Here is a 14,518-nt window from a genome sequence, read left to right on the forward strand (position 1 = left end):
GGTTTTTTTTATGATGCGCGGCGTTCGGCTGCAACGATACGGGCATTCTCCAGCAAGCGGATCGCCAGGGCGATCGCCCCGCTGACCACCGCCAGGGTAACCACCCCGTTCCAGCCGGCCAGTACGTAAAGCTTGCTGCCCAGCACCGACCCCAGCGACATCCCAATGAAGACCACGGTAAACAGCAGAGCGTTCAGGCGGCCGCGGGCCTGTGGCTCGAGGCCATACACCAGGTTCTGATGCGCCACCAGGCTTGACTGCAGGCCAAGGTCGAAGCCAATCGCCGACAGGGCAATCAGCGCCAGCTGGCCATGCAGTGGCAGCAGCGGCAGTATAAACATCAGGGCGAAGGAGACGGTGACCAGCGCCGCCCCCATTTGCGTCACTTTACCGGCGCCAAATTTATCGGCCAGTCCGCCGGCCAGCGGCGCGGCCAGCGCCCCGGCGGCCCCGGCGATACCAAAGCCGCCCGCTACCGCGCTGCCCATGTGATAGTGTTCGGAGAGCATCACCGCCAGCGTCGACCAGAAGGCGCTGAAGGCGACAGAGAGCGCCCCCTGAGCCAGCGCAGCGCGGCGTAGCGCCGGGTAACGCTGCCACAGATGCGCCATCGAGGCCATCAACTGCGGATAGCTCAGCGTCGAGTGAATGGCGAAGCGCGGCAGCACCCGCCACATCACCAGGCCAATCAGCGCCACGCTGACCGCCGCCGCCTGATACATCACCCGCCAGCCGAACACTGCGCCCACCACGCCGCTGACCGTCCGGGAAAGCAGGATCCCCAGCAGCAGCCCGGTCATCACCGTGCCCACCATTTTTCCCTGCTTGCCCGCCGGGGCGAGGATCGCCGCCGCCGGGACGATATCCTGCGCCATGGTCGCCGCCATACCGATCAGCAGACTAACCACCAGCAGTGAGCTGAGCTGGCCGGTGAGGCTGCACAGCAGCAGCAGGAGCGCCAGCAGCGCGCTTTTCACCAGGATCAGCCGGCGGCGATCGTGGCGGTCGCCGAGCGGAAGCAGGAACAGAATGCCGAGCGCATAACCCGCCTGCGTCAGGGTAGGGACCAGACCCATACCTTCTACCGTCAGGTGGAGATTGGCGCCCATCAACGGCAGCAGCGGCTGCGCGTAGTAGATAGAGGCGACGCTAAAGCCAGCGCCGAGCGCGAGAATGAAGATAATCCAGCCTGCGTCGCGGGCGGAAAGAGAAGTCGGTGTCATGATCAGTGCCTCGTGTATGCGATGGGGCTATTTTTCCCTGAACGCGGCTGGTGCGGTAGCCGGGCTGGTGGTAAAACGGTTATACGTAGCACGTATAGGCAAAAGAAGAATGAAAAGACAGGAGCGTATAGACCGCATTGAGCTAATGCGCACTTATATCCGCATTGTGGAGACAGGATCGCTCTCCGCCGCGGCGGGGCAGATGGATACCACTCAGGCGACCGTCAGCCGCCGCCTGCAGTCCCTTGAAGGGCTGCTGGGGGTCAAGCTGATCCTGCGTACCACCCATGCGATGAAGCTCACTGACGATGGCGAACGCTGCTACCGTCACGCTCGCCAGCTGGTGGATGCCTGGCTGGCGCTGGAAGATGACCTGCGTATTGCCGACGATCGGCCGGTAGGGGTGCTGCGGGTGAGGGCACCGCACGCTTTTGGCCAGCAGCAGCTGCTGGGGCCGCTGGTCGCCTTTCTCCAGCGTCATCCGCAGCTGTCGGTGGAGTGGATGCTGAATGATAATACTGTCGACTTTCTCAGCGATAATATCGACTGCGCCATCCGCGTGGGGGCGGAGGTGGATCCGGCCACGGTCTCCGTGCTGCTGGCGGAAGTGCCGCGCTGCGTGGTGGCCTCTCCTGAACTGCTGGCGAAGTACCCGCCGTTAACCTCGCTGGAGGCATTATCCGGCCTGCCGTGGATCGCCATTAACACCTTTTATCAGCATGAGGTACGGCTCCGACATCAGGTAAGCGGGCAGATCGTCTCCACGGCGATTACCCCCTGTCTGAGCACCGACAGCCTGTACGTCGCGCGCAATACCGCGCTGGCGGGTCTGGGGTTGGCGATGGTGTCCAGCTGGACGGTGGCGGAGGATCTTGCCGCCGGAAGGTTGACAGAGCTGTTCCCGCAGTGGCGTCCCGCCTCGCTGCCGGTCCATCTGGTCTATCCCTGGGCGCGCTATTATCCGACGCGGCTGCGTAAGTTCCTCGACCTGATGCGGGAGATCATGCCGGACCTCGCCGGCATGCAGCCTCCGCAAAGCGCATAAAAAAACCGGCCAGGAGGCCGGTTTTTTTATTTAGCACGCTTACTCGACGGGCTGTGGGCGGGTCGGTTCAGCGGTGGCTTTATGGGTCGCGCTATGACCGCCGGCGGCGCCTTTACCTTCAAAGGCAAATGGCGGCCGCACCCAGGTGCTGTGGCGCGGTGCTTCCGGGACATAGTCCGGCGCTGGCGCACGGGTCATTGGCGCGGTGGCATGGCGATGACTCGCCACCACTACCGGCTTGCTCACCGGTGGCTCGGCTTTGACCGGCTCGACAGGCGCTGCTTCGACAACCGGTGCTTCAACCGCGGTTTCCGCCGCCGGGGCGATGGTTTCCACTGGCGCTTCAACGACAGGCGCCGTTTCCACCACTTCAGGTTCTACCACCACCGGCTCGGCGTCGATCGTCACTGGCGCGATAGCCTGAGGCGCTTCGACAGCCGGCGCTTCGGTGACCAGCTCCTGCGGCGCAGGCTCGACGGCTGCTGGCGCGACAACTTCCGCAGCATCAACGACCACCGGCTCGGCGGCCGCGACCGGCTCGACGACCACAGGCTCAGCGGTAACCGGCTCCATGGTTGCCGGCTCGACGGTGACCGGCGCAGCGGTAACGGTTTCAACGACGGCAACCGGGGCCGCGACGGCCGCGACGGTTTCCACGACGTTGTCGTCCTGAACCTGAACCTCTTCCGGCTGCTGGTCCTGCGGACGAACTACCGGGTAGCGGATCCAGACTTTACCGGAAGCCATCTCCGGCGATGCGCAGGCCACGGTCAGCGGCATTGGCGACTGGGTCGGATAGCGTTCGTCACGATAGCGACGACGACGCTGACCGCTGACGCGCAGGTGACGCGGGGAACGACGTGAACGACGTGGCATACCGTTCGCTTCACGGGATTCGCCATTTTCGTCCTGGTCCGCCACACTCTCCACGACTGCTGGCAGCTCGGCTTTCACCGGCTCGCTGCGCGGAGCGATAACTTCCGCCACTACGGCTTCTGGCTCGATCTCGGCAACCTGCTCAACGACAGCGGACTCGACGCGTACTTTCTGTGCCAGCTGGCGCGGTTTACGACGCGGCAGGGTCTGCACACGCTCTTCCTGCTCCGTCTCCTGCACTACCGGCTCTTCGCGTGTCTGCGCTTTGGCTTCCTGCTGCGCCTGACGTTTGTCGTCATTGCGGCGGCGGGTGCGTTCGCGGCGCGGCTGCTGCTCGTCACGAGATTTCGCTTTTTCCGCATCGTCACCTGAGGTCTGGCGAACATCGCGGGCTTCCACGTTCTGCGACGGCTTCTCGCGACGGTTGCGACGGTTCTCTTCACGCGATTCGCGCGGTTCACGGCCTTCGTTATTCTCGGCACGCGCGTCGCGGTTATCACGGTTGTCGCGGTTGTCTCGATTATCACGATTGTCGCGATTGTCACGACGGTCGTTGCGATCGCGGCGGTTGTTGGCGCGCGGTTTACGGCGCTCCTGCTGACGCTCCGGTTTTTCTTCCGCTTTCTTCTCGACCTGAACTTCAGCCGGTTTGGCCTCTTCGGCGCCAGAGAAGATATTCTTCAGCGCGCTGAAGAAGCGCGAGAGCAGGCCAGGCTGCGCCGGTGCGGCGGCCGCGACCGGGGTCGCTGCGGCGACAGGCGCGGCGGCTGGCTCTTCGAGCATCGGGGCCGGCGGCGCGTCAGGCATGACAAAAGCGGCGAGGGCCGGTTGTTCCGGACGTTTCCGTTCTGCCGGCTCATCGTCGCCCGGCAGCGCCATCTCTTCTTCATGCAGCTTCGGCAGCAGGTAGCTCAGCGTTGAGGTCTCTTCACCTTTGCGCACGCGCAGGACGGAGTAGTGCGGCGTCTGCATTTCGTCGTTTGGCACGATGATCACGCGCACATCGCCCTGGCGGGATTCGATAGCGCTCACCGCGGCACGTTTTTCGTTCAGCAGATAGGAAGCGATCGGTACCGGAACGATGGCATGAACTTCTTTGGTGTTCTCTTTCAGCGCTTCTTCTTCAATCAGACGCAGAATAGAGAGCGACAGCGATTCGTTATCACGCACGGTGCCGGTGCCGGAGCAGCGCGGGCAGACGTGGTGGCTGGATTCGCCCAGCGACGGACTCAGACGCTGGCGGGACATCTCCAGCAGGCCGAAGCGCGAGATATGGCTGATCTGAATGCGCGCCCGGTCCTGACGGACGGCTTCGCGCAGACGGTTCTCCACGGCGCGCTGGTGGCGAACCGGAGTCATATCGATAAAGTCGATAACGATCAGGCCGCCGAGGTCGCGCAGACGCAGCTGGCGGGCAATCTCGTCAGCCGCTTCGAGGTTGGTGTTGAACGCCGTCTCTTCGATATCGCCGCCGCGGGTAGCGCGGGCGGAGTTGATATCGATAGCGGTCAGCGCTTCAGTGCTGTCGATGACGATAGAGCCACCGGACGGCAGACGGACTTCACGCTGGAAGGCGGACTCAATCTGGGATTCGATCTGGTAGTGGCTGAACAGCGGGATTTCACCGGTGTACAGTTTGATTTTGCTGCTGAAATCCGGACGACCCAGCGCGGCGATATGCTGGCGCGCCAGCTCAAGCACTTTCGGGTTATCGATCAGGATTTCGCCGATATCCTGGCGCAGGTAGTCACGGAAGGCGCGGACAATGACGTTGCTTTCCTGGTGGATCAGGAACGGCGCCGGACGGCTTTCCGCGGCTTTCTGAATCGCTTCCCAGTGTTTCAGACGGAAGCTCAGGTCCCACTGCAGGGCTTCGGCGGATTTGCCGACGCCAGCGGTGCGAACGATAAGGCCCATGCCGTCCGGAAGCTCCAGGCTCGCCAGCGCTTCTTTCAGTTCGGTACGGTCGTCGCCCTCGATACGGCGGGAAATTCCCCCCGCGCGCGGGTTGTTCGGCATCAGTACCAGATAGCTGCCCGCCAGGCTGATAAAGGTGGTGAGCGCAGCGCCTTTGTTGCCGCGTTCTTCTTTATCAATCTGCACGATAACTTCCTGACCTTCACGCAGTACGTCTTTGATATTAGGACGACCATGCGCATTGTAGTTGGCGGGGAAGTATTCGCGGGCGATTTCTTTGAGGGGGAGGAAACCATGACGCTCGGCGCCGTAATCAACAAACGCGGCTTCAAGGCTGGGTTCAATGCGGGTGATTTTGCCTTTGTAGATGTTCGCTTTTTTCTGTTCGTGCCCGGGGCTTTCGATATCCAGGTCGTACAGGCGCTGCCCATCAACAAGGGCGACGCGCAACTCTTCCTGCTGAGTTGCGTTGATTAACATTCTTTTCATCGTAACTTACTCATTATTCTTACATTGACGACTAAGCTGCGGGCAGAGTAATGCCTTTCCGGGGGAAAACCGATGGCCTCGTGTCTGGTTCACGTCGCCAACCTCACGGTTGTCGCGCGCTTAAGAGGCGCAGAGTGTCGGTCGCCTGTGTTTCAAACGGAAACACAGCGCAATTATTCAGGGGAACAGCCTGGGATGTATCACCAGAGAATATTCCATTTATACTCGTCGTCTTTCGCGTTGCAGGCATGATGGCTTAACCTGCTCACCTCGATCGGCTGATCCAGATGAGCTCCCGGGAGTCCCGGAGTTGACGCCTTCCTGCGACTTGAAATCCATAGAGCCTGTACCGGTAAGGACTGCAACCCGCAGCCCGCTAACTGTCTGAAAGATCACAACGTCTTACGCCATTGCTGCGTGGGCGATCGGTCAGACAAAATTGGTCATTCCGCTAATGTCTTGTTCTAACAAGATGCAATACGGAAAACGGTCTCATTATTCCATTGCTAACCTTGTTATAGCAAGTTGACTTTCACCTTTTATCACCCGGTTACTCACAGTTTTATCACCTGCCCATACAGATTGTTCTAATAACAAACAATATGGCGGTCAGGCAAACCGTGAAAACAGGATAATGATAAATATAAGCATATAAAAATGAGTGGCGCTAATGCGTCCGGCTATTTAGAATCGCGCACCATGAAAACTGAGACCCCAACCGTAAAAATGGTTGCCATTGCTGCTGATGAAGCGGGGCAACGTATCGACAACTTTTTGCGTACGCAATTGAAAGGCGTACCGAAGAGCATGATTTATCGCATCCTGCGTAAAGGCGAGGTGCGGGTGAATAAAAAACGCGTGAAGCCGGAGTATAAGCTGGAAGCGGGCGATGAAGTCCGTATCCCGCCGGTGCGCGTGGCGGAGCGTGAAGAAGAGGCGGTATCGCCGCATCTACAGAAAGTCGCGGCGCTCTCTGAGGTGATCCTCTATGAAGACGATCATATTCTGGTCCTCAATAAGCCTTCCGGCACTGCGGTACATGGCGGCAGCGGCCTGAGCTTCGGGGTGATTGAAGGGTTGCGCGCCCTGCGCCCGGAGGCGCGCTTCCTTGAGCTGGTGCATCGACTCGACCGCGATACTTCAGGCGTGCTGCTGGTGGCGAAAAAGCGCTCGGCGCTGCGTTCGCTGCACGAGCAACTGCGCGATAAAGGCATGCAGAAAGACTATCTGGCGCTGGTGCGCGGCCAGTGGCAGTCGCATACCAAAGTAGTGCAGGCCCCGCTGTTGAAGAACATTCTGCAGAGCGGGGAGCGAATTGTCCGCGTGAGTCAGGAAGGCAAGCCGTCAGAGACGCGCTTTAAAGTGGAAGAGCGTTATGAATTCGCCACGCTGGTGCGCTGCAGTCCGGTCACCGGGCGCACCCATCAGATTCGCGTTCATACCCAGTATGCCGGCCATCCTATCGCCTTTGACGACCGCTATGGCGACCGCGAATTTGATAAGCAACTCTCAGGTACCGGCTTAAACCGCCTGTTCCTCCACGCTGCTGCGCTGAAGTTTACCCACCCGGGGAGCGGGGAGGTGATGCGCGTTGAGGCGCCGCTGGATAACCAGCTGAAGCACTGTTTACAGGTGCTACGGAAGAGCAAATAAGCGCAACGGCGGAATCAGTTCCGCCGTTTTTTTTGCCTTAGCCTAACAGCGGGTTGTCGTTTTCGCGGCGCAGCATCTGACACAGCGCGATTAAGGGTAACCCGACCAGCGTATTCGGGTCGCGGCCTTCCAGCCGTTCGAACAGCGTAATGCCTAACCCCTCGCTCTTGAAACTCCCGGCGCACTGCAGCGGGTTCTCTTTGCGCACATAGCCTTCGATCTCTTTATCGCTGAGATGGCGGAAGTGGACGTCAAAGGGCTCGCATTCGGTTTGCAGATGACCGCTGGCGGAGTTATACAGCGCCAGGCCGGTATAAAAGGTGACGATTGACCCGCTGGCCTTTCTCAACTGCCTGCGGGCATTTTCCTCGGTGTGCGGTTTACCGGTGATCTCACCGTCCAGTACGCAAACCTGATCGGAGCCTATAATAAGGTGATTGGGGTAGCGCGAGGCCAGGCTCTGCGCTTTGGCCTGCGCCAGCCGGGTGACAAGCTGACGCGCGGATTCTTCAGGACGGGGCGTTTCGTCGACGTCAGGCGCCGCGCATTCAAACGGTAATCCCAGTTTTTCCAGCAGCATGCGCCGCCAGGGAGAGGTTGACGCCAGGATAAGTTCAGACATATTTTTTCATCCACATATAGCGCTTCGCAGAGCATCATCTTAAACTATGCGCCGCAATGTGTGCGAATAAATGGCAAAAGGCAACCTGAGGCTGCCTTTTTCTTTGACTCTATGACATTACAAAGTTAATATGCGCGCCCTATGCAAAAGGTAAAATTACCCCTGACTCTTGATCCGGTACGCACGGCTCAAAAACGCCTTGATTACGAAGGCATCTATGCCCGCGATCAGGTTGAACGTGTAGCCGATTCTGTAGTCAGCGTGGACAGCGATGTGGAATGCAGCATGTCGTTCGCTATCGATAACCAGCGTCTCGCCGTCATTACAGGCGATGCGAAGGTAACGGTAACCCTCGAATGCCAGCGTTGCGGGAAACCGTTCTCCCATCACGTCCACACCACGTATTGTTTTAGCCCCGTCAGAAATGACGAACAGGCCGAAGCACTACCGGAAGCGTATGAGCCGATTGAGGTTAACGAATTCGGTGAAATCGACCTGCAGGCAATGGTCGAGGATGAAATTATCCTCTCCCTGCCCGTAGTTCCGGTGCATGATTCTGAACACTGTGAAGTGTCCGACGCGGACATGGTCTTTGGCGAACTGCCTGAAGAGGCACAAAAACCAAACCCATTTGCCGTATTAGCCAGCTTAAAGCGTAAGTAATTGAGGAGTAAGGTCCATGGCCGTACAACAGAATAAACCAACCCGTTCCAAACGTGGCATGCGTCGTTCCCATGACGCGCTGACCGCAGTCACCAGCCTGTCTGTAGATAAAACTTCTGGTGAGAAACACCTGCGTCACCACATCACTGCCGACGGTTTCTACCGCGGTCGCAAGGTTATCGCTAAGTAATCACGCGATACTCGCAGGATTTCCCGTTGCAGGCCATGGCGGGCGTGTGCGTACCTGGACACTCGGTTAACCCGGTAACCAGAAGCGTCAATGCCCGGATTGTTGCGTCTGCAGCGTGAAAATTCGCGGGTGCCAGCGTGATGAAGCTTAGTGAGGACTCCCCGGGCAACTGGGGAATCACCGAACCGGGCAGCGACGATACCTTGACACGTCTAACCCTGGCGTTAGATGTCATGGGGGGCGATTTCGGCCCATCCGTGACAGTGCCTGCAGCACTGCAGGCACTGAACTCTAATTCGCAACTCACACTTCTTTTAGTCGGCGATCCCGACGCCATCACGCCATTACTCGCCAAAGCTGACTTCGAACAACGTTCGCGTCTGCAGATTATTCCTGCGCAGTCAGTTATTGCCAGTGATGCGCGACCCGCACAGGCTATCCGCAGCAGTCGCGGAAGCTCAATGCGCGTGGCGCTGGAGCTTGTGAAAGAAGGGCGGGCGGAAGCCTGCGTTAGCGCCGGCAACACCGGCGCGCTGATGGGCCTGGCGAAACTGCTGCTCAAACCGATTGAAGGTATTGAGCGGCCGGCGCTGGTGACGGTTTTGCCGCACCAGCAGAAGGGCAAAACCGTGGTGCTGGATCTCGGCGCCAACGTCGACTGCGACAGCACGATGCTGGTGCAGTTCGCAGTGATGGGCGCGGTACTGGCGGAAGAGGTGGTCGGCATTGCCAATCCACGCGTCGCCTTGCTGAACATCGGCGAAGAAGAGATGAAAGGCCTCAGCAGCATCCGCGATGCTGCCGCAGTGCTCAAAACGCTGCCTTCCCTCAACTACATCGGCTATCTTGAAGCCAATGAACTGTTGACCGGAAAAACCGATGTGCTGGTTTGTGACGGATTCACGGGCAACGTCACATTAAAAACCATGGAAGGTGTTGTCAGAATGTTCCTTTCACTGCTGAAATCTCAGGGAGAGGGCAAAAAACGGTCGTGGTGGCTGCTGTTACTAAAACGTTGGTTACAAAAAAGCCTGGCGAGGCGATTCAGTCACCTCAACCCCGACCAGTATAATGGCGCCTGTCTGTTAGGATTGCGCGGTTCCGTGATCAAGAGTCATGGTGCTGCCAATCAGCGCGCCTTTAGCGTCGCGATAGAGCAGGCAGTGCAGGCGGTGCAGCGGCAAATTCCTCAACGGATCGCCGCGCGCCTGGAATCTTTATACCCAGCTGGTTTCGAGCTGCCGGAAAGCGACAGTGACGTGAACGCCCGACAGCAAAGCGGGACGAATGGACACCACTGACGCCGCGGCGGTTGAACGAGGCGGGTATATTACCCAAGAGTGACTGAGCGTACATGTATACGAAGATTATTGGTACCGGCAGCTATCTGCCCGAGCAAGTGCGTACAAACGCCGACCTGGAAAAAATGGTAGAGACCTCTGACGAGTGGATTGTCACCCGCACAGGTATCCGTGAGCGTCGTATTGCCGCAGCGCATGAAACAGTTGCTACGATGGGCTTTGAAGCCGCAAAGCAGGCGCTGGCGATGGCGGGCGTGTCCGCGGAGCAAATTGGTCTGATCATCGTTGCGACCACCTCCGGCACGCACGCGTTTCCGAGTTCGGCTTGCCAGATTCAGTCTATGCTGGGCGTCAAAGGCTGCCCGGCGTTTGACGTCGCGGCCGCCTGCGCCGGTTTCACCTATGCGCTGAGCGTCGCCGATCAGTATGTGAAAAACGGCGCGGTGGATTATGCGCTGGTCGTTGGCGCTGATGTGCTGGCGCGCACCTGCGATCCGGCCGATCGCGGGACGATTATTATTTTCGGCGATGGCGCCGGCGCGGTGGTGCTGGGCGCCTCCGAAGAGCCTGGCATTATCTCGACGCATCTGCATGCTGACGGTAGCTATGGCGAACTGCTGACCCTGCCGAACGCCGATCGCGTCGATCCGGAAAATCCGATCTATCTGACGATGGCCGGTAATGAAGTCTTCAAAGTGGCGGTCACCGAGTTAGCGCATATCGTTGATGAGACGCTGGCCGCGAACAATCTTGAACGTTCAGCGCTGGACTGGCTGGTGCCGCATCAGGCAAACCTGCGGATCATCAGCGCGACGGCGAAGAAACTGGGCATGTCGATGGATAACGTCGTAGTGACCCTCGACCGCCATGGCAACACCTCCGCGGCGTCAGTCCCTTGCGCGCTGGATGAGGCCGTCCGCGATGGCCGCATTCAACGTGGGCAGCTGATTTTGCTGGAAGCCTTTGGTGGCGGTTTCACCTGGGGTTCCGCGCTGGTTCGTTTTTAGTATAAGGATTTAAACATGACGCAATTTGCTTTTGTGTTCCCGGGACAGGGCTCTCAGGCCGTAGGCATGCTGGCCGATATGGCGGCGACCTGGCCGGTCATTGAAGAGACCTTCGGTGAAGCTTCCGCAGCGTTGGGTTACGATCTGTGGGCGCTGACGCAACAGGGCCCGGCAGAAGAACTGAATAAGACCTGGCAGACCCAGCCGGCGCTGCTGACCGCCTCCGTGGCGCTGTACCGCGTCTGGCAGCAGCAGGGCGGCAAAGCGCCGGCGCTGTTGGCAGGCCACAGCCTTGGCGAATACTCCGCGCTGGTTTGCGCGGGCGTTATCGCTTTCGCTGACGCCGTTCGCCTGGTTGAGCTGCGCGGCAAATTCATGCAGGAAGCCGTACCGGAAGGTACCGGCGCCATGTCAGCGATTATCGGTCTGGACGACGCGGCTATCGCCAAAGCCTGTGAAGACTCGGCCGAAGGGCAGGTCGTCTCTCCGGTGAACTACAATTCCCCGGGACAGGTGGTTATCGCCGGTCACAAAGAGGCCGTCGAACGCGCAGGCGCCGCCTGTAAAGCCGCGGGCGCTAAACGCGCGCTGCCGCTGCCGGTGAGCGTGCCCTCCCACTGTGCGCTGATGAAGCCCGCTGCGGAAAAACTGGCGCTTGAGCTGCAGAACATCACCTTCAACGCGCCGACGATTCCGGTGGTAAATAACGTCGACGTGAAGTGCGAAACCGCGCCGGACGCCATTCGCGACGCGCTGGTACGCCAGCTGTATAGCCCGGTTCAGTGGACCAAAACCGTTGAGTTTATGGCTGCTCAGGGCGTCACGCATCTGTATGAGGTTGGCCCGGGTAAAGTCCTCACCGGCCTGACCAAACGTATTGTTGACACCCTGACCGCTTCCGCGCTTAACGAGCCGGCGGCGATGTCTGCGGCGCTTGAGCAATAAAAGAGGAAAACCATGAGTTTTGAAGGAAAAATCGCGCTGGTTACCGGTGCAAGCCGCGGTATTGGCCGCGCCATCGCTGAAACGCTCGTCGCCCGCGGCGCGAAAGTTATCGGTACTGCGACCAGCGAAAGCGGCGCGCAGGCTATCAGCGACTATTTAGGCGCCAACGGTAAAGGTCTGATGTTGAATGTGACCGACCCGGCATCTATTGAATCTGTTCTGGAAAATGTGCGCGCAGAGTTTGGCGAAGTGGATATCCTGGTGAATAATGCCGGGATTACTCGCGACAACCTGTTAATGCGCATGAAAGATGACGAGTGGAACGATATTATCGAAACCAACCTGTCATCGGTTTTCCGTCTGTCAAAAGCGGTAATGCGCGCTATGATGAAAAAGCGTCATGGACGTATTATCACTATCGGTTCTGTGGTTGGTACCATGGGAAATGCGGGTCAGGCCAACTACGCTGCGGCGAAAGCGGGTCTGATCGGCTTCAGTAAATCACTGGCGCGTGAAGTTGCGTCACGCGGTATTACTGTAAACGTTGTTGCTCCGGGCTTTATTGAAACGGACATGACGCGTGCGCTGACCGATGAGCAGCGTGCGGGTACGCTGGCGGCAGTTCCTGCGGGGCGCCTTGGCACCCCAAATGAAATCGCCAGCGCGGTGGCATTTTTAGCCTCTGACGAAGCAAGTTACATCACTGGTGAAACCCTGCACGTCAACGGCGGAATGTACATGGTCTGACCGAGATTTGTGCAAAACGTTCAGGAACCGCGCACTTCGCACGGTTCTGTGTGCGGTTTTGTGCGAAAAGATTTGCGTTCTTAGGGCAAACGGCCTCAAAATAGCGCAAAATCGTGGTAAGACCTGCCGGGATTTAGTTGCAAATTTTTCAACATTTTATACACTACGAAAACCATCGCGAAAGCGAGTTTTGATAGGAAATTTAAGAGTATGAGCACTATCGAAGAACGCGTTAAGAAAATTATCGGCGAGCAGCTGGGCGTTAAGCAGGAAGAAGTTACCAACAATGCTTCCTTCGTTGAAGACCTGGGCGCTGATTCTCTTGACACCGTTGAGCTGGTAATGGCTCTGGAAGAAGAGTTTGATACTGAGATTCCGGACGAAGAAGCTGAGAAAATCACCACCGTTCAGGCTGCCATTGATTACATCAACGGCCACCAGGCGTAAGTGAACATCTCCAGGCGGTCATTCGACCGCCTGAGTTTTATCTTTTTTTTGTCCCACAAGAATCTATTTTCCCTCCCTGGAGGACAAACGTGTCTAAGCGTCGTGTAGTTGTGACCGGACTGGGCATGTTGTCTCCTGTCGGCAATACCGTAGAGTCTACCTGGAAAGCTCTCCTTGCCGGTCAGAGTGGCATCAGCCTGATCGACCATTTCGATACTAGCGCCTATGCAACGAAATTTGCTGGCTTAGTAAAGGATTTTAACTGTGATGACATTATCTCGCGCAAAGAGCAGCGCAAGATGGATGCCTTCATTCAATATGGAATTGTCGCTGGCGTTCAGGCCATGCAGGATTCTGGCCTTGAAGTGACGGAAGAGAATGCTACCCGTATTGGCGCCGCGATCGGCTCCGGTATTGGCGGCCTCGGCTTGATCGAAGAAAACCACAGTTCGCTGGTCAACGGCGGACCGCGTAAGATCAGCCCATTCTTCGTTCCCTCCACAATTGTTAACATGGTGGCCGGGCATCTGACCATCATGTTTGGTCTGCGTGGACCAAGTATCTCCATCGCGACCGCCTGTACTTCAGGCGTGCACAACATCGGTCAGGCTGCGCGCATCATCGCCTATGGCGATGCCGATGCGATGGTGGCAGGCGGTGCGGAAAAAGCCAGTACCCCGCTTGGCGTGGGCGGCTTTGGCGCAGCGCGGGCGCTCTCCACGCGCAATGACAACCCGCAGGCGGCAAGCCGTCCGTGGGATAAAGATCGCGACGGCTTCGTGCTGGGCGACGGCGCGGGCATGGTGGTGCTGGAAGAGTACGAGCATGCGAAAAAACGCGGCGCGAAAATCTACGCTGAGATCGTCGGCTTCGGCATGAGCAGCGATGCTTACCACATGACGTCACCGCCGGAAGATGGCGCGGGCGCCGCGCTGGCGATGGTGAATGCCATTCGCGATGCGGGCATCGAACCGGGCCAGATCGGCTACGTCAATGCCCACGGCACCTCGACGCCGGCTGGCGATAAAGCGGAAGCGCAGGCGGTTAAGTCTGTCTTCGGCGATGCGGCGAGCCGCGTACTGGTGAGCTCCACCAAATCCATGACCGGGCATCTGCTGGGTGCGGCAGGGGCGGTAGAGTCGATTTACTCTATCCTGGCGCTGCGCGATCAGGCGGTTCCGCCGACGATCAACCTCGACAACCCGGATGAGGGCTGCGACCTCGACTTCGTTCCGCACGAAGCGCGTCAGGTTTCCGGTATGGAGTACACCCTGTGCAACTCCTTCGGCTTCGGCGGCACTAACGGTTCGCTGATCTTCAAAAAAGTGTGACAGGGCTTGCCCCGGTACTGCTTTAACAAAAGGCCCGTTCGTCGGGCCTTTTTTATTCGGCT

13 protein-coding genes are annotated in these 14,518 nt (G+C 58.5%); 10 read left to right on the forward strand and 3 right to left on the reverse strand.

The window, feature by feature from the left end; translation table 11 throughout:
* Positions 1-8: 8 nt before the first annotated feature.
* On the reverse strand, positions 9-1,223 hold the full coding sequence (locus ABLV52_RS03425) for an MFS transporter (protein ID WP_023289132.1): 1,215 nt from the start codon (positions 1,221-1,223) through the stop codon (positions 9-11).
* Between the two features lie 16 nt (positions 1,224-1,239).
* Between ABLV52_RS03425 and ABLV52_RS03430 the strand changes: the two genes are divergently transcribed.
* The gene (locus tag ABLV52_RS03430; protein ID WP_348890009.1) at positions 1,240-2,268 is read left to right on the forward strand and encodes a LysR family transcriptional regulator; all 1,029 of its coding nucleotides are present in this window, start codon (positions 1,240-1,242) and stop codon (positions 2,266-2,268) included.
* 39 nt (positions 2,269-2,307) lie between these two features.
* Here the strand turns inward: ABLV52_RS03430 and rne are convergent, their stop codons facing one another.
* Positions 2,308-5,550 carry a ribonuclease E gene (gene rne, locus ABLV52_RS03435; RefSeq protein WP_348890002.1) on the reverse strand — a complete coding sequence of 1,081 codons (3,243 nt, stop codon included), beginning with the start codon at positions 5,548-5,550 and terminating at the stop codon, positions 2,308-2,310.
* A gap of 699 nt (positions 5,551-6,249) precedes the next feature.
* Between rne and rluC the strand changes: the two genes are divergently transcribed.
* Positions 6,250-7,203 carry a 23S rRNA pseudouridine(955/2504/2580) synthase RluC gene (rluC, locus tag ABLV52_RS03440; protein ID WP_012542245.1) on the forward strand — a complete coding sequence of 318 codons (954 nt, stop codon included), beginning with the start codon at positions 6,250-6,252 and terminating at the stop codon, positions 7,201-7,203.
* Between the two features lie 37 nt (positions 7,204-7,240).
* Here the strand turns inward: rluC and ABLV52_RS03445 are convergent, their stop codons facing one another.
* On the reverse strand, positions 7,241-7,825 hold the full coding sequence (locus ABLV52_RS03445) for a nucleoside triphosphate pyrophosphatase (protein WP_023289135.1): 585 nt from the start codon (positions 7,823-7,825) through the stop codon (positions 7,241-7,243).
* A gap of 141 nt (positions 7,826-7,966) precedes the next feature.
* Between ABLV52_RS03445 and yceD the strand changes: the two genes are divergently transcribed.
* The 8 genes from yceD (at position 7,967) to fabF (ending at position 14,456) form a co-directional block, all read left to right on the forward strand.
* On the forward strand, positions 7,967-8,488 hold the full coding sequence (yceD, locus tag ABLV52_RS03450; RefSeq protein WP_017900733.1) for a 23S rRNA accumulation protein YceD: 522 nt from the start codon (positions 7,967-7,969) through the stop codon (positions 8,486-8,488).
* Positions 8,489-8,504: 16 nt separating this feature from the next.
* Complete coding sequence (rpmF, locus tag ABLV52_RS03455; RefSeq protein WP_000290724.1) at positions 8,505-8,678, forward strand: 50S ribosomal protein L32; 174 nt, start codon at positions 8,505-8,507, stop codon at positions 8,676-8,678.
* A 203-nt stretch (positions 8,679-8,881) separates the two neighbouring features.
* On the forward strand, positions 8,882-9,979 hold the full coding sequence (gene plsX / locus ABLV52_RS03460) for a phosphate acyltransferase PlsX (RefSeq protein WP_201785712.1): 1,098 nt from the start codon (positions 8,882-8,884) through the stop codon (positions 9,977-9,979).
* 53 nt (positions 9,980-10,032) lie between these two features.
* On the forward strand, positions 10,033-10,986 hold the full coding sequence (locus ABLV52_RS03465; protein WP_002899288.1) for a beta-ketoacyl-ACP synthase III: 954 nt from the start codon (positions 10,033-10,035) through the stop codon (positions 10,984-10,986).
* A 15-nt stretch (positions 10,987-11,001) separates the two neighbouring features.
* On the forward strand, positions 11,002-11,931 hold the full coding sequence (fabD, locus tag ABLV52_RS03470; protein ID WP_048334680.1) for an ACP S-malonyltransferase: 930 nt from the start codon (positions 11,002-11,004) through the stop codon (positions 11,929-11,931).
* Between the two features lie 12 nt (positions 11,932-11,943).
* Positions 11,944-12,678 carry a 3-oxoacyl-ACP reductase FabG gene (gene fabG / locus ABLV52_RS03475; protein ID WP_002899294.1) on the forward strand — a complete coding sequence of 245 codons (735 nt, stop codon included), beginning with the start codon at positions 11,944-11,946 and terminating at the stop codon, positions 12,676-12,678.
* A gap of 210 nt (positions 12,679-12,888) precedes the next feature.
* Entirely contained in the window at positions 12,889-13,125 is a 237-nt protein-coding gene (gene acpP, locus ABLV52_RS03480; protein WP_000103754.1) for an acyl carrier protein, read from the forward strand.
* A gap of 89 nt (positions 13,126-13,214) precedes the next feature.
* The gene (gene fabF, locus ABLV52_RS03485) at positions 13,215-14,456 is read left to right on the forward strand and encodes a beta-ketoacyl-ACP synthase II (protein ID WP_002900666.1); all 1,242 of its coding nucleotides are present in this window, start codon (positions 13,215-13,217) and stop codon (positions 14,454-14,456) included.
* Positions 14,457-14,518: the final 62 nt, after the last annotated feature.

It is taken from the genome of Klebsiella sp. GB_Kp056, assembly GCF_040064755.1.
In the GTDB taxonomy this organism is placed as follows: domain Bacteria; phylum Pseudomonadota; class Gammaproteobacteria; order Enterobacterales; family Enterobacteriaceae; genus Klebsiella; species Klebsiella quasipneumoniae.